At 46.2% G+C, this 23120-nt stretch carries 21 protein-coding genes; 6 read left to right on the top strand and 15 right to left on the bottom strand.

Going from position 1 to position 23120, the window contains the following annotated elements; all coding sequences use genetic code 11:
• Positions 1-13: 13 nt before the first annotated feature.
• On the bottom strand, positions 14-823 hold the full coding sequence (locus BLQ79_RS01310) for a Cof-type HAD-IIB family hydrolase (RefSeq protein ID WP_091363042.1): 810 nt from the start codon (positions 821-823) through the stop codon (positions 14-16).
• A 226-nt stretch (positions 824-1049) separates the two neighbouring features.
• Here BLQ79_RS01310 and BLQ79_RS01305 point away from each other — a divergent pair, with 226 nt between their 5' ends.
• Both BLQ79_RS01305 and BLQ79_RS01300 read left to right on the top strand, forming a co-directional pair.
• Positions 1050-1442 carry a hypothetical protein gene (locus tag BLQ79_RS01305; RefSeq protein WP_091363040.1) on the top strand — a complete coding sequence of 131 codons (393 nt, stop codon included), beginning with the start codon at positions 1050-1052 and terminating at the stop codon, positions 1440-1442.
• A gap of 2 nt (positions 1443-1444) precedes the next feature.
• A complete protein-coding gene (locus BLQ79_RS01300) occupies positions 1445-2737 on the top strand; it encodes a M18 family aminopeptidase (protein WP_091363038.1) in 1293 nt (430 codons plus the stop codon).
• Between the two features lie 69 nt (positions 2738-2806).
• Here BLQ79_RS01300 and BLQ79_RS01295 read toward each other — a convergent pair whose 3' ends face one another.
• From BLQ79_RS01295 to BLQ79_RS01270, 6 genes are all read right to left on the bottom strand, one after another.
• Entirely contained in the window at positions 2807-3598 is a 792-nt protein-coding gene (locus tag BLQ79_RS01295; RefSeq protein WP_091363037.1) for a carbon-nitrogen family hydrolase, read from the bottom strand.
• A gap of 18 nt (positions 3599-3616) precedes the next feature.
• Positions 3617-4573 (bottom strand): homocysteine S-methyltransferase, encoded by a 957-nt coding sequence (mmuM, locus tag BLQ79_RS01290; protein WP_091363035.1) that lies wholly within the window; start codon positions 4571-4573, stop codon positions 3617-3619.
• A gap of 145 nt (positions 4574-4718) precedes the next feature.
• Positions 4719-6068, bottom strand: a complete 1350-nt coding sequence (glmM, locus tag BLQ79_RS01285; protein ID WP_091363034.1) for a phosphoglucosamine mutase — start codon at positions 6066-6068, stop codon at positions 4719-4721.
• A gap of 90 nt (positions 6069-6158) precedes the next feature.
• Positions 6159-7010, bottom strand: coding sequence for a CdaR family protein (locus tag BLQ79_RS01280; RefSeq protein ID WP_234944884.1), 852 nt, complete (start codon positions 7008-7010; stop codon positions 6159-6161).
• 74 nt (positions 7011-7084) lie between these two features.
• Positions 7085-7912: a diadenylate cyclase CdaA gene (gene cdaA / locus BLQ79_RS01275; protein WP_091363031.1), complete on the bottom strand. Its 828-nt coding sequence runs from the start codon at positions 7910-7912 to the stop codon at positions 7085-7087.
• Between the two features lie 228 nt (positions 7913-8140).
• Complete coding sequence (locus tag BLQ79_RS01270) at positions 8141-9049, bottom strand: LysR family transcriptional regulator (protein ID WP_091363029.1); 909 nt, start codon at positions 9047-9049, stop codon at positions 8141-8143.
• A gap of 294 nt (positions 9050-9343) precedes the next feature.
• On the opposite strand from BLQ79_RS01270, the gene nifJ reads away from it, so the two are divergent.
• Together nifJ and BLQ79_RS01260 are read left to right on the top strand one after the other, a co-directional pair.
• On the top strand, positions 9344-12886 hold the full coding sequence (nifJ, locus tag BLQ79_RS01265) for a pyruvate:ferredoxin (flavodoxin) oxidoreductase (RefSeq protein WP_200779805.1): 3543 nt from the start codon (positions 9344-9346) through the stop codon (positions 12884-12886).
• Positions 12887-13064: 178 nt separating this feature from the next.
• Complete coding sequence (locus tag BLQ79_RS01260) at positions 13065-13550, top strand: hypothetical protein (RefSeq protein ID WP_091363026.1); 486 nt, start codon at positions 13065-13067, stop codon at positions 13548-13550.
• A gap of 82 nt (positions 13551-13632) precedes the next feature.
• Here BLQ79_RS01260 and BLQ79_RS01255 read toward each other — a convergent pair whose 3' ends face one another.
• From BLQ79_RS01255 to BLQ79_RS01220, 8 genes are all read right to left on the bottom strand, one after another.
• Complete coding sequence (locus BLQ79_RS01255; RefSeq protein WP_091363024.1) at positions 13633-15162, bottom strand: alanine/glycine:cation symporter family protein; 1530 nt, start codon at positions 15160-15162, stop codon at positions 13633-13635.
• A gap of 92 nt (positions 15163-15254) precedes the next feature.
• Positions 15255-16505, bottom strand: coding sequence for a pyridoxal phosphate-dependent aminotransferase (locus BLQ79_RS01250; protein ID WP_091363022.1), 1251 nt, complete (start codon positions 16503-16505; stop codon positions 15255-15257).
• Positions 16506-16917: 412 nt separating this feature from the next.
• Complete coding sequence (locus tag BLQ79_RS01245; RefSeq protein WP_091363020.1) at positions 16918-17739, bottom strand: pyridoxamine kinase; 822 nt, start codon at positions 17737-17739, stop codon at positions 16918-16920.
• Positions 17740-17781: 42 nt separating this feature from the next.
• Positions 17782-18402, bottom strand: coding sequence for an HD domain-containing protein (locus tag BLQ79_RS01240; RefSeq protein WP_091363018.1), 621 nt, complete (start codon positions 18400-18402; stop codon positions 17782-17784).
• A 14-nt stretch (positions 18403-18416) separates the two neighbouring features.
• Positions 18417-19013, bottom strand: a complete 597-nt coding sequence (locus BLQ79_RS01235; protein WP_091363016.1) for an SAM-dependent methyltransferase — start codon at positions 19011-19013, stop codon at positions 18417-18419.
• Between the two features lie 50 nt (positions 19014-19063).
• Positions 19064-20020, bottom strand: a complete 957-nt coding sequence (locus BLQ79_RS01230) for an alpha/beta hydrolase (protein WP_091363014.1) — start codon at positions 20018-20020, stop codon at positions 19064-19066.
• A gap of 225 nt (positions 20021-20245) precedes the next feature.
• Positions 20246-20824 carry a hypothetical protein gene (locus tag BLQ79_RS01225; protein WP_091363013.1) on the bottom strand — a complete coding sequence of 193 codons (579 nt, stop codon included), beginning with the start codon at positions 20822-20824 and terminating at the stop codon, positions 20246-20248.
• Positions 20825-20837: 13 nt separating this feature from the next.
• Positions 20838-21407, bottom strand: coding sequence for a hypothetical protein (locus BLQ79_RS01220; RefSeq protein ID WP_091363011.1), 570 nt, complete (start codon positions 21405-21407; stop codon positions 20838-20840).
• Positions 21408-21627: 220 nt separating this feature from the next.
• On the opposite strand from BLQ79_RS01220, the gene BLQ79_RS01215 reads away from it, so the two are divergent.
• Both BLQ79_RS01215 and BLQ79_RS01210 read left to right on the top strand, forming a co-directional pair.
• On the top strand, positions 21628-22170 hold the full coding sequence (locus BLQ79_RS01215) for a hypothetical protein (protein ID WP_091363009.1): 543 nt from the start codon (positions 21628-21630) through the stop codon (positions 22168-22170).
• A 42-nt stretch (positions 22171-22212) separates the two neighbouring features.
• Positions 22213-22755, top strand: coding sequence for a hypothetical protein (locus tag BLQ79_RS01210; RefSeq protein ID WP_091363007.1), 543 nt, complete (start codon positions 22213-22215; stop codon positions 22753-22755).
• The last annotated feature ends 365 nt before the right edge of the window (positions 22756-23120 follow it).

The raw sequence follows: 23120 nt of genomic DNA, 5'->3' as shown, positions 1-23120 counted from the left end.
TGCCTCCTGCATCTTATTTCAATATATATTTTTCCAGTGCTTTCGCTACACCATCTTGATTATTGGATGCGGTTATAAATCGTGCCGCCTGTCTGGCGGACTCCGCAGCGTTTGCCACCGCAAATGACCACGGGGTAAGTTTCAGCATGGACACGTCATTCTGAGCATTGCCAAAAACCGCTATGTTCTGAAGCGGAATATCCCACTGGGCGCAAAGTTCAGTCAGCGCTTCTCCTTTAGAAGCCTGTTTGCTGTTCAGTTCAAAAAAATACCGGCTGGAACGGACATATCCTGCCTTGTCCCCATATTTTTCAATCATGACACGGCTGACCTCTTCCATAACCGCCGGATCGTTTTCATACACAAGTACCTTTAGCGGCGCCTTTTCCGGTACCCAGAACGCGTCGCCGAGCACATGCGCCGTAACCCCACAGTTCTTCTCATAACTGTCTGTCCGGTCATCCCGATAGGGTACATACAGTTCATCATCAATATAACTCTGCATATACCAGCCATGTTCCCTTCCGGTCTGCAGTATCTGTCTTGCTGTATTCAGATTCATCAGATGCTCATTAAGGATGGTGCCGCTCTCACAACGCGCCGTCATCGACCCGGTATAGACCACCATGGGCACATCCCCCAGGTTAAGGACCATCCCCCATGGACGGGCCGCCTTAAACATCCGCCCAGTAGCAATGACAATCCGTACTCCCTGCGCTTTGATCTTCTGCAGCACTTCTTTTGTATAGTCAGAAATGGAAATATCATCCCTGAGCAGGGTGTCATCCAGATCAATGGCCACAAGTTTTATATCCGCCTGCATACGATTCCCCTTTGTATTTATAAACAACAGATTATGATAAATTTCATGTGTAATCATTATACCACGACACGCCAGGGTGGGTGTGTATGAAAAATCACTAACCAGCGGAAAATTTCCGCCATTAAATTCTCCTTTCTTTCCGGATGTACAAAAAAAGATAACACTCTATGTTATAATGAAAACATCCGGATTTTAACCTATCTATTTAAGAAAGAGAGTGAATCATATGAAAAAATTTCTGATTGCATTAGGCATTGCCGCAGCTCTGACCACAGCTGGCGGAATTACTGCTCATGCAGAAACTTTCTGGAAATACAATGACACCATGACCATCGATATGGAACAGACCCATGTAAAGACCACAAAAGATGGCCATGAAGTTCTTGAATTTGTAGGGGTGGAAACCCTGCCGGACAATGGAACCTGCACCTATACCTACGTTTATGACAGAACCGCGGGAACCATTCAGGTCAAGGAAATGGAAAAGAGAACCAAGAAGCTGCACTACACCAGCAACTTCGCTCCGGAATCCATCAATTCCCCGAACCAGGTCATTAAGGATCGTGCCGCTATGGCAGAAGCTGTATATCAGAGAAAGACCAGCCACAACAAGAAATAATTATGAAAATTACAAACAAACCATCTCCTGAAGATATTTCAAAGGATTTAATTCACTTTATCGCGAAGAGCCCGTCTCCGTACCATACCGTACGAAGCATGAAGGCCGCTCTGACCTATTCCAAATTCACCGAACTTCGTGAAGAAGACGAATGGACCATCGAAAAGGGCGGACATTATGTGGTAACCAGAAACGGTGCTGCGCTGATTGCATTTACCGTTCCGGAAGAAGAACCGCAGTCATTCCGCATTGTGGCTTCCCACGCGGATTCTCCCACATTCCAGATTAAGGAAAATCCGGAACTCCGGGACGGCCCGTATATCCGTCTCAATGTAGAAGGATACGGCGGCATGAATATGGGGTCATGGCTCGACCGCCCGCTTTCCGTGGCCGGCCGCGTCTATGTCAATGACAATGGCCGCATCGTTCCTCATCTTGTTGCCATGGATGGCACAACACTGGTTATTCCATCCACGGCCATCCATATGGATAAGACCGTAAACAAAGGGCATGTCTGGAATGTACAGAAGGAACTTCTCCCTCTGTACGGCACATCCAGCACAGGCACCTCCTTTATGGATATGATTGCCCGCGCCGCCAAAGTAAAGGCAGAAGACATTCTTGGACATGACCTGTTCCTGTATAGCCGTGTACCCGCTACCATCTGGGGCGTAGAAGGTGAATTTCTTTCCTCTCCCCGTCTGGATGATATGCAGTGCGCCTTCGGTTCCTTCCGTGGGTTCACCATGTCAAAGAAGGATAAGGACATATGCATGTATGTATTGTTCAACCACGAGGAAATCGGAAGCGGCTCCAATGAAGGCGCCGGCTCCACATTCCTGGTAAATACGGTATTCCGCCTGGGCCAGGCCCTTGGATATTCCATGGATAAGATTATGGCCCTTACCGCCAGAGGTTTTATGATTTCTGCCGATAATGCCCATGCCGTACATCCGAATCATCCGGAGCTGGCCGATCCGGTGAATAAGCCGGTATTAAACGGCGGCATTGTCATTAAGTACAACGCCAACCGTCACTATGCTACCGATGGATTCACTGCTGCCCGTTTCCGCAGACTCTGCCAGACCATTCATATCCCGGTTCAGGTATTTACCAACCGTTCCGATATGGCCGGCGGCTCTACGCTGGGACATATTTCCAACACACGGCTCGCCATGCCCACCGTGGACATCGGCCTTCCGCAGCTGGCTATGCACTCTTCATATGAAACCTGCGGCGTCAAGGATACCTCTTATCTGGTAGACGCTGTCACCGCATTTTTCGACCATATGTAAACTTCATCCGTTCAAGATACAGAAAAGGACGGGAAAACGAAATGTTTTCCTGTCCTTTTTTCTATGCCTTCAGAGTCTGTCCATATCTATCCGACGGTCCTGATACACCTGAATCGACTGTCTGGCCTTATCCACCTCATTCATATCGAATTCCACCCGGAGAATCTGATTTTCCTCCTCATGCAGACAGCGCATGCTTCCCAGCGGTGTTACCGCCATAGAACCGCCGCCATACATCGTACCGTTCACAAGCCCGGCCTGATTAACCGCCAAGACAACCATTTCATTCTCAATGGCCCTGGCCTGGTTTAAAATCTTCCAGTGTTCAATCCGTCTGAGCGGCCATGCCGCAGGCACAAAGAACAGTTTAGCCCCTTCCAGCGCTTCTCTGCGGATGAATTCCGGAAAGCGGATATCGTAACAGATGGCCATAGAGCATGGAATATCGTCCAGAAGAAAATGTACCGTACGATTTCCTCCGGTAAACAGCTTCTGTTCCCCTGCCGGGGAAAATCCATGTACCTTGTCATATTCAGCAGTTACCTGTCCTGACCGGTTTACCACATAGGCCCGGTTATAGTAACAGCTTCCTTCTTTTACCAGTACGGAGCCGCCTACGATATTCACGCGATAGCGTCTGGCCATTTCTGACAGAAAATTTTTGGCCTTACATCCGTCCACATCAGCCAGACTGTCCAGATTTTCCGAAGGGAAGAATCCAGTATCCCAGAGCTCCGGAAGTACCAGGATGTCTTCCGCCTCTTCCATAGCCCGGGAAACGAGCTGTTCCACCTGTTTCCGGTTTGCCTTCGGGCTGGCCCATTCCGGTCTCATCTGCAACAGTGCCGCCTTTTTCTTCATACACGGGACCTCATTTCGTTATCTGTTCAGAAATTTTTCACGGGCATGGCTTACTTCTTCAATATGCTTTGCCACGGTGCGGCAGCATCCCCCTACCGCGGACGCGCCGGCTTCCATCCATTCCAGTGCCCACTGTTCATATCGGCCACTGACAAAATCCCCATGCCAGGTCTTGGTTACCGGATCATATATTTCACCGCTGTTAGGATATACAGCCACCGGCAGTGAGGTTATACTCTTCATACGGCGGATCAGTTCGGTAATGTACTGTGGATGCGTGCAGTTTATGCCCACCATCTGCAGATTCGGATACTTGTCCCTCTGCTCAAATTCCTTCATACATTCCTCAATCGGCGTTCCTTCGCAGGTATGTCCACCATCCTGACAGCTGAAGCTGATCCAGTACGGAATTCCCATATCTTCCGCAATCCCTGCTTCCACTTTAGCTTCTTCCAGAGATGGACAGGTTTCAAAAAGAATCAGATCCGCCCCGGCGCCCCACAGGATTTCCACTCTTGGACGGTGGAAGGCTTCCAGTTCGTCCCGGGTAATTCCATAATGTCCGCGATATTCTGAACCATCCGCCAGATACGCGCCATAAGGTCCCACCGCTCCAAGGCAGAGAGGATATGTCCTGCCAGATTCGCGGCCTTCTTCTTCCCACCACTCGCTGCGCGCTTCTTTAAAAAGCTCTACTGCCCGGCGTATGAATCCTTCCGCTTCCTCTCTGGTTGCCCCTTTGGCCATAAATCCTGGAATGGTGGCCTGATAGCTGGCCGTGATTCCACAGTCAGCACCAGCCTTAAAATAATCGCTGTGTACCTGTTTAATCTTTTCCGGAGCTTCCGCCAGTATCTTGGCGCTCCAGAGAGAGTCCGCCAGATTGCAGCCCAAGGCTTCCAGCGCTGTGGACATCGCCCCATCAATCACCATGATGCCTGTATTATGTAATGTTTCTTCCAGTGTATGACGCATAGGGATTACTTCTTTCAGAAATAACTGATAAGTCTTTTTATGTTGAACCTATCATACTCGAATTGCGGACTTTATTCCACCTTAATCTGTTCCTCAGAAATATAATCGCCCATCAAAAAACAGCCCGCAGGCTGTTTTTCTGATTTTATTCATTTTCAATGCCCAGTTCCTGCTGAACGACGGACGCAATATCATTAATAATCCGTTCCAACATATCCAGGGAGCTGGCTTCCCCCATAACACGGATCAGCGGTTCGGTTCCAGAGGCACGGACAAGGATGCGGCCTTCGCTTCCCAGTTCCTGTTTTCCAGCTTCAATGGCTGCCTGAATGAGCTCATTGTCTTCCCAGCCAATCTTGCTGTAAACCTTTACGTTTTTCAGAATCTGCGGATACGTGGTCATGAGGTCACGCAGTTCAGACAATTTCTTTCCGCTTTCCTTGAGCGTAACCAGTGTCTGTACTGCCGTAATCAGACCATCCCCTGTGGAATTGTAATCCAGGAAAATAATGTGACCGGACTGCTCTCCCCCGATGGAATAGCCGTTCTTTCTCATTTCTTCCAGTACATAGCGGTCCCCTACCTTGGTGGAAACCGTATTAATTCCGTGTTCCTTAAGCGCTTTGCCAAATCCCAGATTACTCATAACCGTGCCTACCACCATATCATGGTTCAGACGGCCTTCCTTCTTCATACGCAGGGAATTGATAAGCATGAGATGATCCCCATCCAGGACCTGTCCTCTTTCATCTACAAAGAGACATCTGTCCGCATCCCCGTCATTGGCAATACCGCAGTCTGCGCCTTCCGCAAGCACGCGTTCCTGCAGACTTTCAATATGGGTGGAACCGCAGTTATTATTGATGTTCACTCCATTTGGCTCTCTGTGGGTGGCAATGACTTCCGCTCCCAGTTCTTCAAGAATCTGCGGGAGATAGTCACTGGCTGCCCCATTGGCGGAATCCGTTATAATGCGGAAACCGGACAAAGTTGTGCCTGCCGTGCTCTTTACATAGTTGCGATAAATGTCGGCCAGATCATGTACATGGCGGATAACCCCTACTTTTTCTCCGGTCGGTCTTGGTATTTCGTCGCTGTGCCTGAGAAGCTCTTCAATCTTTTCTTCGGTCGCATCTGGAAGTTTGAACCCATGGCTGTCAAAGAACTTAATCCCATTGTCCGGGAACGGATTATGGGAAGCAGATATAACTACCCCGGCATCATAACCCTTGACCCGGGTCAGATAGGCTACCCCTGGTGTTGGAATAACTCCCACAATATCCACATCAATTCCGGACGCACAGAGACCGGAAGCCAGTGCCGCTTCAATCAGAGTGCCGGAGATACGGGTATCCCGTCCTACCAGAAAACGATGTACTCCTGCCTCTCCGCTAAAATAAGCACCAGCCGCTCTTCCCAGCTGAAATGCCAGCTCCGGAAGCAAGGTTGCATTAACAACACCACGGACGCCATCGGTTCCAAATAAAGTAACCATATAAATCCTCCCCAAATTGTACAGGTCTTTGAATCGCTCATACAATACAACTGAACCATAATAACGCTTTTTTCTGATTTTCGTCAAGAACTACCGGCTGGACGGACCTATTTCGACTGACACGCTGGCTGTCGCAGGCGAAATAGTTGCATTTTCCGGTATCGGTATAGTCACATCCCTCTGTACCGAGGCATTGGCCCCTGATACATCCACAGGTGGAAGATTAATCTCTTTCAGTGAAGCAAAGAGACTTACCGGCGCAGTTACCGTAGCCATAGCCGGACTAGACACTACTCGATGTACAGAGTATCCCAGCGCCGGGGTTCCGGTGGTGTTTACCACAAGAGGAAGAGATGCCGTTCTCTTATCTTCTGTTACCCCTATCGCAAGCTGTACCTGTACCGGCATAATCTGCAGCCCTTTGACTGCCCGTCCGGATGCATCAAGCACATTGACCGTCTCAAATTCGGTAAAGGATTCCGTCTTGTTCGCCACATTGACAGATACCACGGCCTTAGACGCCTTAGCCACCTGACTTCTGCTGCCGGCAATAGTAATAGTATCCGGTGTCACCTGCTGTACGGATGGAGTAAAGCTTTCAGTCGGTGTTCCGAAGAAGTATACCGTAACCGGCAGACTCTTCACTGCATAAGGTTCTACCCGGATATCCACACTCTTAGGATCAATGGAAACTACAGTTTCATCAGAAGAAGGAAGGACAACCTGAATCGGCACTCCCTTTACATTCCCTGCATCTGCCCGGGTAAGATCAACATATGCCTTAATATCATCGCTTCGGGTATTAATCATCTCACTGCGGGACATGCGGACAACAATTTTTACCTTTTCGGGTAAATCCACTGCCACCAGGGATCGATCCAGGTTCCGTACCTCTACCGGTACGGTATATGTATTTTCAACCTGTGGGTTCTGTTCATTCATTACATAGACCCATAAAGCGCAGGCAGCAATGAAACATAATATTTTCGGAAGCCACCAGTGTAATTTAGTTATTTTCATTTCTTAAGCGGACTCCATTTCTGTATCACATCACTGACACCACGGCGATGTCCCTGCATAAGGAAACCACGAAGCCGGTTTCTCAGTGTTTCTGCATCCATATGGCGGTAAATATGTCCTCCATAGGTATAGGAAATCGTCCCGGTTTCTTCACTGACTACCAGCACCACACAGTCGGCCTGTTCAGAAATACCAATGGCAGCCCGGTGACGGGTCCCCAGTTCTGATGACAGCGAGCGGTCTCTGGTAAGCGGCAACAAACACCCTGCTGCCATAATCCGGTTTTCCCGGATTATGACTGCTCCATCGTGAAGTGGTGTATTCACAATAAAAATATTGCCCAGCAATTCTTCCGAAACAAGTCCTTCAATACGGATCCCCGTATCAATGTAATCATCCAGCCCCACCGTACGTTCAAATACCAGAAGAGCCCCTATCTTTTTTTTACCCATTTCCACTGCCGCATCCACAACGTTATCGATAACGTTGGTCCATTCCTGCTCTGTCATAATGGGAGATGATACATAAAACTTGCCCCGTCCAATCTGCTCCAGTGCCCTTCTCAGTTCCGGCTGGAATACAACCGGCAAAGCGACCAGTATCATGGTCATCAGCTTCTCCATAATCCAGCTGACCGCATGAAGCTGCAGCCACCCGGCCAGAAGTGTGAACAGCCCAAGAAGCAGCAACCCTTTAAGCAGGGCCGTAGCACGGGTGTTCTTTATAAGTACATAAAGGTTATATAAAAATAACGTAACTACCAGAACATCCAGAATATCCCAGGCACGCATTGTCATAAATAAAGCGGTTATCTGATTCAGCATACATTCCTCATTCCCCGACATGGGATGGTTCCCAATGAATCATAAGCACATCCAGCCGGAAATTCCGGTGAATTCTCTTACATTTTAACACACATTAGTATATAACCTGGCCTTTTTCCGTAAAAGGCTGTCCGAAAATCCAGCTCTTCCCTTTCCACCAATACAAAAAGCCTGCCGCCCTTTTCAGCCACAGGCTTTTATCCTGCATACCGATTATCGCAGGAATGCTCATTCCCCGATAACATTTTCATGAAGCAGTTCCAGATGTTCTTTTGTGAATTCAATCCACAGCCTGGTCGCCCGGGACAGATAACGTCCTTTTTTCCAGATAGCATACAGATGATGGGTCATCCTCGGTTCCGTAAGCGGCCGCACAGAGACCTGGTTTTTCCGGGAATCCACAGCACAGAGCCTGCTCGGCAGAATGGCCACTCCCAGTCCGCATCCCACAGTCTGCAGCATAAGCTCCCGCTGGCTGGTTTCAAATACGATTTTCGGAGTAAAACCAATCTTCCGGCAGTTGCTGAGGATATCATCATGCAGATTGAAATCGTCCCGGTACAGAACCAGCGGACAATCGGCCAATGCCTTCATCGGTACTTCATCATAGGCTTCCAGCTTGTATCCTTTCGGCATAACCACGCACATACGGTCTTCTGAGAGAAATAAGGATTCAAAATTCTTGTTTGGAATCGTGCAGATAATACCTACATCGATAACCCCTTCCTGCACAGATGACTCAACAATCTTGGAACCGTGCTCATACAGCTTTATAGCCACCTGCGGGTAAACCTTCTTAAATTCTCCGAGCAGCTTGGCAAATACATGGGCATCCGTTATTGGCGGAAGTCCGATTTCCACCGTGTCCTGCTTAAGATTGAATTCATTTTCGAAGTCAGATTTGAGGTGTTCAAATACAAACAGTGCCCGCTTGGCATAATTCAGGAAAATAGTCCCAGGCGCCGTCAGTTCAACCGTTTTAGCATTACGGAGAAACAGAGTAACCCCCATTTCATCTTCCAGTGATTTTATCATACGGCTGATAGCCGACTGGGAAATATGCAGACTGCGGGCAGCTTTGCTGAAACTCTTCTGCTGTGCTACTTCCATAAAATATTTCAGATGACGGTAATCCATACAACCAGCTCCTTCATTGAGGTCCGTTCTATCCCACCTGATACATACAGGTCATGGGCAATATAATAGTACTCTTATATTGTACTTACTCTTTATTTATCCTATAATATACAAGGATGTGTCGAAAAATGACGTGTTCGGCGTAATAATAGTAAAGTATGTGACATCGTATTCATTATACGAAAAACTGTTAGTTCTTATGATATTTTATCATACTTGTATGAGCTAACTCAATTTACACAGACATCCATTGCATTGAAAAGGAGTGTGCTCTCTTTGAGAAAGACAAAAACTATGGACGGGAATACTGCGGCAGCGTATATTTCTTACGCTTTTACTGAAGTAGCTGCAATTTACCCGATTACCCCTTCCTCCCCTATGGCCGAAATGGTGGACGAATGGGCTGCCCACGGAAAAAAGAATATTTTCGGCGATACTGTACATGTAGTAGAAATGCAGGCGGAAAGCGGTGCTGCCGGTGCCTTCCATGGAGCTCTGGAAAGTGGTGCCCTCACTTCCACCTATACTGCATCTCAGGGGATGCTGCTCATGCTGCCTAACATGTATAAGGTAGCCGGAGAACTTCTTCCAGGTGTTTTCCATATTGCTGCCCGCGCATTGGCCAACCATGCGCTTTCTATTTTCGGTGATCATCAGGACGTAATGTCCGCCCGTGCTACCGGCTGTGCCATGCTGGCTGAATCCAATCCGCAGGAAATTATGGATCTGTCCGCTATTGCCCATCTGGCAGCCATCAAAGGCCGTGTACCATTCATCAATTTCTTTGATGGATTCCGTACCAGTCATGAAATCCAGAAGGTCGAAGTCCTCAATTATGATGAACTGGAACCGCTGATCGACAAAGAGGCACTGGCCCGTTTCAGAAAACATTCCATGACTCCGAACCATCCGGTTATCCGCGGAACCGCTGAAAATCCGGATGTATATTTCCAGCACTGCGAAGCAGCCAACCCATTCTATCTGGCTATTCCGGACATTGTGCAGGGATATATGGATGACATTGCCCGCCTGACCGGCCGTCACTATCATCTGTTTGACTATTATGGCGCAAAGGATGCAGAACGTGTCATCATTTCCATCGGCTCTGTTTCCGATATTGCCAAGGATGTCACCGACGCTCTGCTGGCTAAAGGCGAAAAGGTGGGCGTCATGAACGTTCATCTGTACCGTCCGTTCTCTGTAAAGCATTTCCTCAGCCAGCTTCCGGAATCGGTAAAGAAGATTGCCGTACTGGACCGCACACGCGAACCAGGTGCTATTGGCGAACCGCTGTATCTGGATGTACAGAGTGCTGTAGCCGCATCTGACAGGGATATCCGCGTCATTGGCGGCCGTTACGGACTCGGCTCCAAGGATGTCATTCCAGAAGATATTATGGCTGTATTTGAACATCTGAAAGCCGATCGTCCAAGACATAACTTTACCCTTGGCATCACCGATGATGTAACCCATCTTTCCCTGGCTCCGGTTTCCTTCCCACAGCCAGATGATGGGTGCATTGCCTGCAAGTTCTGGGGCTTTGGTTCCGATGGTACTGTCGGTGCTAACAAGAATGCCATCAAGATTATCGGCGATAACACGGACATGTATGCACAGGGCTATTTCTCCTATGACTCCAGAAAGTCCGGAGGCGTAACCATTTCCCACCTTCGTTTCGGCCCTAATCCGATTCGCAAGCCATATCTGATTACCCAGGCTAACTATATTGCCTGCCACAGACCATCTTATATTTATAAGTATGATCTGTTGAAAGGACTTAAACCAGGCGGTACCTTTGTACTGAACAGCCGCTGGAGCTCAGAAGAATTGGATCAGGTACTCCCTGCTTCCATGAAGAGAAAGCTGGCTGCTCTCCACGCCCGTTTCTATATCATCAACGCTTTTGACATTGCCCGTAAGATTGGCCTGGGTGGACGCATTAACATGGTTATGCAGGCTGCATTCTTCCACCTTACCGGTATTCTTCCGGATGACAAAGCCCGTGAACTGCTTTATGCATCCATTGAACACTCTTATGGCCGTAAGGGACAGAACGTAGTCGATATGAACTGCCATGCTGTAGATGCAGGTATGGAAAACATTGTGGAAGTACCGGTTCCGGCAGAATGGGAACATGCCACCACAGGCGGCACACTGGCCCGCATTCCGCGTCCGGCCTTTGTCTCCGACGTATGTGATGTCATGAACCGCCAGGAAGGCGACTCCCTCCCGGTATCCACCTTCACTAACCATGAAGACGGCACCATGACTCCAGGCACCACCAAATATGAACGTGCTGCCACGGCAATTAACGTACCAGAATGGATTCCTGAACACTGTATCGGCTGTAACCAGTGCTCCGTTGTCTGCCCACATGCAGCTATCCGCCCATTCCTGGTAACTGAAGACGAAGCGGCTAACGCACCGGAAGGATTTATTGTAAAAGACTTCCGTGGCCCGGTAAAGGGACTCAAATACCGTATTATTGTAAGCCAGGAAGACTGTGTAGGCTGTGGACTCTGCGCTAATGTCTGCCCAACCCGTGAAAAGTCTCTGGTCATGAAACCGATCGATACACAGATTGAAAAACAGAAGTACTGGGATTATGCCATCTCCTTGCCGGCGAAGGAAAATCCTCTCCGCCCTGGCACACTACAGTGGTCTCAGTATCAGCCATCTTATTTTGAATTCTCCGGCGCCTGCGCAGGTTGCGGCGAAACTCCATATATCCATATGGTTACCAGCCTCTTTGGTGACCGCATGATGATTGCCAATGCTACCGGCTGCTCCTCCATTTATGGTGCCAGCGCTCCATCCATGCCATATACCACCGACCACAATGGCCACGGTCCGGCATGGGCAAATTCCCTCTTTGAAGATAACGCGGAATTTGGACTGGGTATGCTCCTCGGAGAAAATAAACTCCGTGAACGTCTGACCCGCAAGGTAGAAGATCTCCTTCCATCCGCAGAAGGCGAAACCAGAGAAGCCATGGAAGACTGGCTCAGCCACAGAAGTGAAGGGGCCGGCACACGCCAGCGCGCACAGCGTCTGGAAACAGCACTGGAAAGCGCGGCAGCCGCTCATCCGGAATACAGCCAGTTGCTGGAACTGAAAGACCACTTCATTAAGAAGAGCCAGTGGATATTCGGCGGCGACGGCTGGGCTTACGATATCGGATTCGGCGGTCTGGACCAGGTTCTGGCTTCCGGCGAAGATATCAATGTCCTCGTTCTGGATACCGAAGTATACTCCAACACAGGCGGTCAGTCCTCCAAGTCCACTCCGGCTGCAGCTATTGCCAAGTTCGCCGCTTCCGGCAAGAAGACCAAGAAGAAGGATCTGGGCATGATTGCCATTTCCTATGGATATATTTATGTAGCGCAGATTGCCCTCGGTGCAGACATGAACCAGGCATTCCGTGCTATCGCGGAAGCTGAAGCTTATCCGGGACCATCCCTTATCATCTGCTACAGCCCATGTATCAACCATGGCATCAGAAAGGGTATGGGCCATTCCATCCAGGAAGAAAAGGAAGCCGTTCAGTGTGGTTACTGGTGCAACTACCGTTACAACCCACAGCTCAGAGAACAGGGTAAGAACCCATTCCATCTGGACAGCCGTCCGCCAAAGGGCAATTTCCGTGACTTCCTCCTCGGAGAAGTCCGCTTCTCTTCCCTGCAGAAACTCTTCCCGGAAGAGGCCGAAGCTCTCTTTGAAAAGACAGAACGGGATGCGATGGAACGTCGTCAGAATTATGTAAGACTTCAGAAATCCTTTGATATGGAAATCAAAGAACGCAAGGAAAAAGAAGCTGCTGAAAAGGCAGAAAAATAATTTATTTCCATAGCCAGCTTAGATGATAAAAAACAGCCTTCGGGCTGTTTTTTATTGCCTTACTTATCCGATACTGCGTCATCGAATAACTGTCTGCAAGATTCCCTCTTGCTCTTTTCCTCTGCATGCATATACAATAGTCTTAATACTATGTTGCTTGGCAAAAGGGGATGAATATATGAAGAATACAAAATATCTGGCTGCCGGGTTACTGGGTCTGGCCTTTCTCTGCTGGCCCTGCCCGGGAATTCATGCCGCAGAATCCCGGCACCTGGCTCAGATGTCCCATGACCCCGGCGGCTTTGAGGAACTGACATGGAATGAGACACTGCCATCGATGCAGAAAAAATTTGTACTCGAATATCTGGGAAAAGAAGCCGCAGGGCAGCATTATGCAGCCATCCTTCCCAATAAAAAAAATGAACTGGGTATAAAAGGCCCCATTGCAGCGGAACTCATCTTTTACAGTCAGAAATTAAAGGCTGTCATAATCTATATGTCCGGACCGTACACTCACCGCTATGAAGCAGTTAAAGAGCTTTACGGCACCCCCGCCATCAAGGGAGATGCCTATGCCTACTGGGAAGGGCCTAAGTCCTATATTTCACTGAGTCAGGAAGATTCCTATATCACTCTCCGGCTCACCTCCCGGAAAATAGAATAATCACAATATGGAGGGGCCCCGCTGCCTGTCGCCAATCAAAAAAGCTTTGAATAACGCTATGTGTTATTCAAAGCTTTTTAAATTACCTTTGTTTCTGTTCACTCCAGCAACAGGTATTTAACCCAATGGAATCACTGCAGAATCCGGAGCCTCTGTCCGGATTATACTGTCTGGTTGCACCAAGAACATACCGGAACCCCATATAAAGCAGCGGAATGTTGCAGTACACAATAATGATATTTCCCAGATCCGAAAAGGCCCAGAGATTACTCAGATCATATCCGGCAATATTGCAGAAAATACCAAAGGCGGCTACAAATACACCAAGCAGACGGATACTGTAAATCAGTGCCGGAGTGGAAGAAATACGGTTGGCCGCAATTTCTGAGAATGTAATCATCCCTACCATGGTCGTATAGGCAAAAAGGCAGAAGCACAGCGATACCAGGAACATAGCCACCGTATCCAGCGCCCCTGGCGCCATGGCATGAATGGAAAGCATGAACTTAGGATATGTCCCTGCCGCTTCCCAGCCAGCGGGATTGGCCGACCACTGCTGTGCCATAATGACTACAAATCCTGTCATGGTACAGATGATATGGGTATCCAGAAATACTCCCAGAGCCGCTACCAGTCCCTGTTCACAGGGATGTCTGGCGTCCGCAGCCGCAGCCGCCATGGTTATGGTACCCTGTCCAGCTTCATTGGACATAAGTCCACGCTTAACCCCCTGAACCAGAGCCACACCAAAGGCCCCGCCAAATACAGCTTCCGGCTTAAAGGCCCCGGCAAACACCGCTTCAAAGAAATAGGGGACCCTATGCAGATTGGTAACAATAAGGAAAAGCACCGTACCTACATACACAACCGCCATAACCGGCACCATGGCATCGGTCGCCCGGGTTACCCGCCTAATGCCCCCAAAGGCAATCAGCGCGGCCAGCCCTACCACCAGTATGGACACTACATAATAAAAGGAAGACTGTACCGGTATGGATGTTCCTGTGGCCACTTCCGCCATAGCTCCGATGGATGTGACTACATTAAATCCCTGGGCAGGAAGGCAGAACATGGCATAGAGAATATATACACAGGACAGCGCCACGCCTATCCAAGCTCTATCCCCCAGGAGTTTGCGCGCGTAGAAGGGAAGTCCTCCCACAAATTCATCCCCGCGCTTTTCCTTAAACAGCTGAGCCAGAACACTTTCCGTATAGGCGGTAGCCATACCGAAGAAGGCCGAAATCCACATCCAGAAAAGTGCCCCCGGACCACCAGCCGCAATAGCCCCGGTAACCCCGATAATATTGCCCGGCCCTACACGCATGGCCGAACTCAGAAAGAAGGCCGCCAGAGGGGAAATCCCTGAATCGGACCGGCGCCTGTGCACCAGAAGCCGGATCCCTTTCTTAAAATACCGTACCTGAATAAATCCAAGCCGGAATGTGAAATAAAGCCCGGAACCGACCAGCACAATGATGGCCAGTGAGAAATTTCCCAGAATCGGTATCTGCTGATACCAGGTAAAATTCTTTGGGAAATCCCAGAAAAAATCGGATACCGGTGTAATGAAAGAAAGCACCGCGTTAACGGCGGCAAACAGGCTTTCCATAAAAAACCTCCTGAAAAAATAATAGGGCAAAGCACAATATATGTGCCTTACCCCATCAATAATCTGCTTCCCTGCAGACTTTATCCTGACACTTACTGTCTGACACCCACTTCATCCATTGCTGCTTTGAGCTTGCCAGCCAGGCCCTGCATCTTCTTCTTGGAAACAGAGCATACAGCCAGACGGATTCCCTTTTTCAGCGGAACCATGAAAATATTATCTTCCTGCAGCTTATCGCATACAGCCTGTGCCCCTTCCATAGGAATGGTAATAAAGAATCCGGAAATATATGGTACATACTTGATTCCCAGTTCATCCGCTTCCTTCATGAAAATATTGGCTCTCTGCTGAATCATTTCAAAATAGAATTTACGTTCTTCATCCAGTTTTTCAATCTTAGCCGGATCTCTGCAGATAGCAATCATAGCCTGCTGCGGAGCAGAGTTGCAGTTAGACCAGGTAGCACGGCTGGAATACTGATTGATATCTACAAATTCCTTAGCTACCCCTTCATCAGATGTAATCCCAATCATGGCACCCATGCGCTGGCCATACAGGGTAAAGCCCTTGCTCAGTGTATAGGCAACAATGACAAGAATATTCTTTGGCAGATTGCCAAAAACCTTGAAGAACTTTCTGCATTCCTTCTTTTCTCCGCTGTAGTCAAGATAAGCCACATCCGGAACAAGGATTACATTCTTATCTGTATTTTCCACTGCTGCTCTGATGGCATCAACCGCTGCCTGCCATTCAGCTACGGTCATGCAGTACCCAGTCGGGTTATTAGCAATACCGTTGAGAAGGATAACCGTATTCTTCTGCTTAGATACCAGGTCATTAAGCTGAATACGGAAATCATCCAGATCAAAATGGCCTTCCTTGTTAATAAGGGAGAACGTACGAATCTTACGGTTATTATCCTTGATTACACTGTCATAAGCACCCCAGTGCCAGTCGGTGATAAGGATTTCATCCCCAATTTCACTGTAATTATGTACTGCATGGTGAAGAACACCTGTGCCGCCAGGAGTGGAGCATGCGCGGATATATCCGGCAGGGCGGGATTCACCAAAACACTGATCAATGCAGTCATCCAGATATTCAGCATATCCCTGGATCGGCGCATAAGAAGAATACTGGCGTGGAGTCAGCTTTTTATATTCTTCCTGTACAACATCCAAAACCACCAGATTGCCATCTTCATCCAGAATGGAACCTACGGTGGCGTTAATGACTTTATCATTTCCCAGCTTATCTGCCAGCGCTACCGCCTTGTTATTCGCTGCAAAAATATTATCCTGTGCAAACTTTCCCTTAGCCTGCTTTGCTGCAATACTATACATGAAAAACCTCCCATGTGACATGAGCCCTGGATTACGGTCTCCTTACATTTATTACGATTACATTGTATCATTACGTCTACCATTGTTCAATACTAAATTGCATTATCTTTACGTTTTATGCACACTTCTTTATCAATAAATGTACGTTTATTAATCTCGCAATAAAAACACTCAGAGAATGGCCTGAACTCTCCTCTGGGCTCCCCCGAAGGCAACAAAGCTTCTGTACAACAATCCTATTTCATTGAAAACGGCTGCACAAATCATTCCTTCAGAGCGTACAATGGCAATTTTTTCTCAAACTTCCACGCTATTGAACAACAAAAAAGCCCTTTCCTGATTTTTATCAGAAAAAGAGCTCTTCGCCAGCCTGCACTTGCAATAACTTCAGCCATTACACAACATAGCTGTGTTATTTCAACATATCCAGTTCTGTTTCCAGCGGAATACCTTTATACTTATCTTCATTTCCTGCATTCCGGGCAATAACCGCTGCCACCATATCCATAGCCTGCTTTACAGAATCCTTAAGCGGCATACCATGGAGCATATGCCCTAGTACCAGAGATGAGAAAATATCTCCGGTCCCTGGAAAACGGACAGGAATCTTGTGAAATGGAATCATAAACCAAGAATCTGTCTTATGTTCATATCCGCAAACCACATCCTGACCTTCTACAACAGCACTGGTGATAATTATGGATTTACTTCCAGCCTGTCTGAGCTTTTCAATCAATTCCACCATAGATTTTCTATCTATACCTTCTGCCTTATATTCCACACCGGCCAGCAAACAGGCTTCTGTATAATTAGGTACTATGACATCTGCACAGGCAGTCAGGTGCTTCATATGCATCAATGCACTCTCTGTCACCCCATTATAGAGTTTCCCGTCATCTCCCATGATGGGGTCGGTAAAAATAAGGGTTCCCTGCTTTTTCTGTTCCTCACAGTAATGGGCAATCAGCTGAGCCTGCTCTTCAGATACAATAAACCCCGTGGCAACGGCATCATAATGGAACCCCAGATTCTTCCACACTTTCAATGTGTTTTTCATATACTCTGTGGTTTCCATAATTTCAAACTGACCATAATCCAGTGTATTCGATACCAGCGCCGTAGGCAGTGTATACAGAATATGCCCCATATGAGCCAGTACCGGCATCATAGCCGCCAGAGCTACCTTACCATAACCAGGAAGATCGTTAATCAGTAAAATCTGTTTGCTTTCCATAATATGTTCCACCTCAGTCAGACAACCTGTTATCTCTATTCCTTACTTCAGCCCAGTGGAATGTGTTTCATCATCTATAATTTCGCCACTTTCCACATGCGGCATAACAAAATGTTTAAGTGCATAGTCCCATAGCACAGAAGAACCTTCTGCCGTATGCTCATTTCTCTTCATAATCTGTGACAATCTCACCTTATGCTCCTTCCATGCTCTGCCATCCGTAGCTGCATTGAGCATCATTGGCTGAATTCTGTCCATAGTTCGGGCAAACTGCGCTTCCGGGGATTTCCCTTCTTCAAATTCCTTCCACAGATTCATGAAATAAATTCCCTGCTCCTCGGGAAGCATACCATATAACTTTTCAGCTGCTGCGTATTCCCTCTGGTGTATCTCTTCGGCATCCACCCCTGCATAGGCATAGGTATCCCCGGCATAGATTTCTACCAGATCATGAATAAGCAGCATGGTCATGGTTTTCAGCTTGTCAATGGGATGTTCCGCATATTCGGAGAGAATCATACACATAACAGCCATATGCCAGGCATGCTCTGCATCATTCTCCATACGCGATGCATCGGATACATAGGTCTGACGAAATATATTCTTTTCCTTATCTATCGCTAATATAAATTCAAGCTGTTTGTCCAATCTATCTTTTTTCATTTTCTTTCCCCTTATTATACATGCATCTTTACAACCAGTATATATTCTCTTCCATTATGAGGAAATAAGTCACTGCAATCAATTTCTTCAAGGAATTCTATTTCTTCCCGCATTTTCAACATTTCCACATAAGATGCAGATGGATAGTAAAAGAAAAGAAGCATGTTCCTTGGGGATATTTTACAGGATTCCCTGAGATTATCCAGCACCTGACACAAAATATCTGTGCAAAATGGATTAAAGAAAAAAGCACGGTCGACTGCAGGAGTAACTAAAAAATCCACAGCATCTCCCAGAATAAATTCCGTTCGATTTCCTGAAGGGGCCTGCTTTCGGTTCTGCAATGCCCGTTCATACAGACGGGGATTATATTCAATGCCTATAGCATGGCATTTGGTATGAAAAGCTACAAAGAAATCCACGCGTCCTTTTCCACAGCCATAATCCACCAATGTATTGTTCTTCCCTATATACCCGCTTTCACACAAACGGGCAAGTACCGGATAATCTGTCGGCTCATAAGGATACCGGGTGAAATCAGATATACTGTCATCCCTGCCAGTAGTCTTAATATGCAGTATTCTGTCCCAGACCTGATTTATATCATCCATATTGACCTCTTCCGCCATATCGGCTCACAATCTTCCGGAACTGCCGGCTGTTATTTCTTTCTGCTGCCGGATGATGGATGTTCTCCTAAAAACTGATAAACTTTCTGTTCATATTCTCCTGTATCTGTCTGATAAGCCATGGCATGGCTGGCTCCTCTGGCAAAATAAATCTCCTTCTTCTGGCTGGTGCAGGCCGCATACAGCGCCCTGGCCTCCTCCGGCAGAACCAGTGTATCATCCGTCCCATGAATAAACAATACAGGTGATGTCATATGCTTCACTGCAACTCCAGGATCATAATAGTCCAGCATATGGCCTGTATGAAACCAGGTCGCAGCTTCTACAAATGGTGTAATTATCTTTACCCCTTTTATAAGCGGGCTTTCGGAACGGATAGACTCCAGCTTCCCCGTGGCCATGCTCATAATGTTTCCATATGAACTGTCAGCTACATAGAATGCAATCGTATGTCCTCCATCCGTCTGAGCATACAGAAGTTCCATCGCTGCCCCTAAGGAAACGCCATGCATTCCAATCTTCACCTGGGCATCCTTCGTACGGAGCCATGTTACCCACGCATTAATGTCCCCGATTTCATACGTTCCCCAGGTGGTACCCCTGCCGCCGCTTTCTCCAAATCCACGATGATCCACAAGCAGCACATTGTATCCCAGTTTCCGGTACATAGGAACATACGTAAGCGACATTCCCCGATTATGATAGATTCCATGAAAAATAATAACCGTCTTGTGCAAATCTCTGGCTGCCGGTACGTAAGTACCTGCCAGACGCGTACCATCCGGAGCCGTTATAAATACCTCTTTCCACCTGTATTTACTTTCTGCCGCTTTTATCACCGACATATCCCTGGAATCATCGTTAACACCAAGAACCACGTCCCATGGAGCCGTCATAAATTCCGTATATATAAGATTCCCCACATAAAGCCCGCCAGCCAATCCTACAATCAGAACGGCCAGGGCCATAGCCTTAAAAAACTTACTCATTCAATAGCCCCCCATATATGCTTATTTTTAGATTGTATACCATATAGCGAAGATTTTAAACAAAAAAGAGTCCGCAAACTTGGTTTACAGACCCTGCCATAAATTCATACGCAAATTCAAAAGATTTCAGATTTTAGCATTTCATCAAGATATAATTACTTCACCCAGCCAATGCAAATATTCCTCAATAACTAACTACGTTAGGTGCAATTTAATTTATTTTTCTTACTGTTCCTCAGCCTGAACACTCAACATAACTCCTTGGTGAGTTTCTGCAGAAATAAAATTTCTGGTGAGAATAAACCGTCTATTGTTCTTAAAATTCCAATAGGTTCCCATTCCCTTCTTTAAAGCATCCAACATTGCGAATGTCGCATTAGATCCATCCTCCTGCTTATCTTCTCCCAGAGTAGCCAGTGCTATTCGCATTTCAGTCATTAATAACTTCCATGATGCTTCCATATCTTCCTGTGAGTCAACATATACGGATAACAGTCTTATTCTATTCAACTTATCAATCCCCAAAATAATATATGGAGAATACATTCCATTGGCGGTCTGAAAATTCTCATTCCCATAGCAATAAAACCATGATATTTCGCCTGGTTCTTCAGCCTTTGTTTGTTCCACCTTTGAAAGTTTCACGTAACTCAAATCCCCAGCATCCACTGCATTAAATGATTTTTCAAAGCCATCTGCTGTAATTGTGTCATTTAAAGCCACATTCGTTCCATATGCATAACCAGTCTGACCACAGATTACAAATACCAGCAAGCTCAACATAAAAAATATACGTTTAAACATGTTCCTCGTCCTCTCATTCAAACGTCTGATCATATGCAGTTAAACGAATATAAAACAAGTTAACCGTGGTAGGTGATGGCCCATGTTCGACCAAAATATTTCGGTTGGATTGTTCATTCCAGATTGCTGTTTGAAATGGCGGATTCTGTCCTTCCAGAAATGACATAAAATCCTGATCCGTTGCATCATCTATCCCTAATACCCCTAAAACAACATATTCCCATTTATAAGCCGTACTCAATGCAGTTCCACTATGTGCATTTCCCTGAATAGTAATCTTGGACACATAACCTGATTTGTTGGTAAAAAGACCGATAACCACTGCATCATCCCCTTTGCCACTGATAATAGCATGTATATCATACGGCTTGTTTGGTTGTATTTCATCTATCATTTCTGACATAGGTAAATTAGTCTCTTTCGCTGCATTATGTATTTTAAGTCCCTGATAAAATTCATTGGCCGTATAATCAGAAATCTGTACCAGCTCAGGCTCAGCCGCTCCAGACCAAAACGCCGGGATTAATATACATACACATAGAATTAGCAGGCAATTTTTTAATAGTCTTCGAACGTCACACATTTTTTCTCCTTTCTCTGATTGCGGATAAATGATAAGCGTAAAAAAACAAAGTAATTAAGGAATTATACTGTGTCTGTTTTTTCATCTTTTTTCTCTATTTTCTATATCGTATCAAATCCAATGTGTAAAAATTCGGCCATTCATGATGATACAATAAAGATAATAAATTATTCATTTATATGTATAGCATAAACATTATTCGCACAGTGAGGTACATCTTATGAAAAAAATCCTGATTATCCTGCTCGCTATCCTGTGTATTCCACTCTCCAGCTACGCCATAACCTTGTCCACGCTCCATAATAATCCGGACAGATATTTAAAGGTAGATGAAGACTCCACCGCTGCAATGTATCTGGATACATATTCCGTCAAATCCATCCGTTATTCTCCACCATATTACACGCTGAGTGCCAAAACCTATTTTGTACTTTACCCATATGATTACATCAGTCTCTGCACCCAGACTTTTAATTATGACTATAACTACAGTATGCACTACACGTTAACCCGGATTGTTTCTGATATGAATCAGAATGGTGAAACGCTTGATGACGATGTAATTATTTCCAGGGCACAAACTGCCGTACAGGAAAATTCTGGAATTACCTATAGCATGACATACCTGGCATCCTGGAAATTTAATGGACAGTTGTTAAAAGATTCTGCCCATGAAACTATTTCTGATGATGCTGCTTATCCAGAAAGACCTTATTGGATGGCACAAGCCGTTTTCAAAACCTACTACAATCAGGACTTTTAATTAGTTATACCTCGAATATTTGAACCACTAAGGAGTATCTTTATGAAGAAAATTATGATCATACTGCTCGCTATTCTATGTATTCCGGTCTCCAGCTTCGCCATATCCCTATCTACACTGGAAAATAATCCGAATCGATATTTAAAAGTAGATGAAGATTCGGTGAATGCTATGTATCTGGATACCTATTCTGTTAAATCCATCCGTTATGCTCCGCCATATTATACACTGAGCGCACAAACCTATTATGTAAATTATAAATATTGCATGATAGCCTCCAATTCAGTAATCTTTAATTATGACTACAACCATAGTGTTAAGACCACACGTAAGCAGATTGTCTTGAATATGCTGCAGAATAATAAAACATTGACTGAAGACGCGATTGAATCAAATGTAGAAAATGCTCTGCGAAAAGATTCGGGGATTAATTTAAATTATCAACTTCAGGATACTTGGACTTTAATTGGGCAGAAAATCAAAGGTCAGGCAGGAGACCACGAAAATATAGATATATCCTATGATTCGCAAGGTTATGCACTGGCTCAAAATATATTTCACTCATACTATAATCAGTTTTTTTAATGGAATTAACCCTATCATCGCAAAGCATTAAATTAACGCAGATAAAAAGCAGGAAATGAAAACTTAATGTTCTCATTCCCTGCTTTTTTCATAACTCATGTTCTTAGGTCTGCAATTGTCATGGAATATTTCACGATGTACAAAAGTTACGGAATAAAAATGTACAGATAATCCAGAAAAGTCTGTACATTCTTAAGTGAAAGTTTTTGTACATCCTTAGCCTGCTATTTATAGTAAATCGGAGACGATTTCAGCCCGCCTGCTGCTTCACTGCTGGTAAATCCGATGCCAGGCGTAACCTTTTACAGCCCGTCACCGAATTTACCAGCGTTCAGCGCATGCAGACTAAACTCACTCCGATTTCC

Source organism: Dialister histaminiformans, assembly GCF_900103425.1.
GTDB classification, from domain to species: domain Bacteria; phylum Bacillota; class Negativicutes; order Veillonellales; family Dialisteraceae; genus Allisonella; species Allisonella histaminiformans.
The sequence above is the reverse complement of the archived record's forward strand: the minus strand, read 5'-3'. Positions and strand labels throughout refer to the sequence as shown.

Bases quoted from the DNA above. Each gene is read 5' to 3' on its own strand.
- BLQ79_RS01310 (WP_091363042.1), bottom strand. From the start codon at position 823: ATGCAGGCGGATATAAAACTTGTGGCCATTGATCTGGATGACACCCTG.
- BLQ79_RS01305 (WP_091363040.1), top strand. From the start codon at position 1,050: ATGAAAAAATTTCTGATTGCATTAGGCATTGCCGCAGCTCTGACCACA.
- BLQ79_RS01300 (WP_091363038.1), top strand. From the start codon at position 1,445: ATGAAAATTACAAACAAACCATCTCCTGAAGATATTTCAAAGGATTTA.
- BLQ79_RS01295 (WP_091363037.1), bottom strand. From the start codon at position 3,598: ATGAAGAAAAAGGCGGCACTGTTGCAGATGAGACCGGAATGGGCCAGC.
- mmuM (WP_091363035.1), bottom strand. From the start codon at position 4,573: ATGCGTCATACACTGGAAGAAACATTACATAATACAGGCATCATGGTG.
- glmM (WP_091363034.1), bottom strand. From the start codon at position 6,068: ATGGTTACTTTATTTGGAACCGATGGCGTCCGTGGTGTTGTTAATGCA.
- BLQ79_RS01280 (WP_234944884.1), bottom strand. From the start codon at position 7,010: ATGAATGAACAGAACCCACAGGTTGAAAATACATATACCGTACCGGTA.
- cdaA (WP_091363031.1), bottom strand. From the start codon at position 7,912: ATGCTGAATCAGATAACCGCTTTATTTATGACAATGCGTGCCTGGGAT.
- BLQ79_RS01270 (WP_091363029.1), bottom strand. From the start codon at position 9,049: ATGGATTACCGTCATCTGAAATATTTTATGGAAGTAGCACAGCAGAAG.
- nifJ (WP_200779805.1), top strand. From the start codon at position 9,344: ATGGACGGGAATACTGCGGCAGCGTATATTTCTTACGCTTTTACTGAA.
- BLQ79_RS01260 (WP_091363026.1), top strand. From the start codon at position 13,065: ATGAAGAATACAAAATATCTGGCTGCCGGGTTACTGGGTCTGGCCTTT.
- BLQ79_RS01255 (WP_091363024.1), bottom strand. From the start codon at position 15,162: ATGGAAAGCCTGTTTGCCGCCGTTAACGCGGTGCTTTCTTTCATTACA.
- BLQ79_RS01250 (WP_091363022.1), bottom strand. From the start codon at position 16,505: ATGTATAGTATTGCAGCAAAGCAGGCTAAGGGAAAGTTTGCACAGGAT.
- BLQ79_RS01245 (WP_091363020.1), bottom strand. From the start codon at position 17,739: ATGGAAAGCAAACAGATTTTACTGATTAACGATCTTCCTGGTTATGGT.
- BLQ79_RS01240 (WP_091363018.1), bottom strand. From the start codon at position 18,402: ATGAAAAAAGATAGATTGGACAAACAGCTTGAATTTATATTAGCGATA.
- BLQ79_RS01235 (WP_091363016.1), bottom strand. From the start codon at position 19,013: ATGGATGATATAAATCAGGTCTGGGACAGAATACTGCATATTAAGACT.
- BLQ79_RS01230 (WP_091363014.1), bottom strand. From the start codon at position 20,020: ATGAGTAAGTTTTTTAAGGCTATGGCCCTGGCCGTTCTGATTGTAGGA.
- BLQ79_RS01225 (WP_091363013.1), bottom strand. From the start codon at position 20,824: ATGTTTAAACGTATATTTTTTATGTTGAGCTTGCTGGTATTTGTAATC.
- BLQ79_RS01220 (WP_091363011.1), bottom strand. From the start codon at position 21,407: ATGTGTGACGTTCGAAGACTATTAAAAAATTGCCTGCTAATTCTATGT.
- BLQ79_RS01215 (WP_091363009.1), top strand. From the start codon at position 21,628: ATGAAAAAAATCCTGATTATCCTGCTCGCTATCCTGTGTATTCCACTC.
- BLQ79_RS01210 (WP_091363007.1), top strand. From the start codon at position 22,213: ATGAAGAAAATTATGATCATACTGCTCGCTATTCTATGTATTCCGGTC.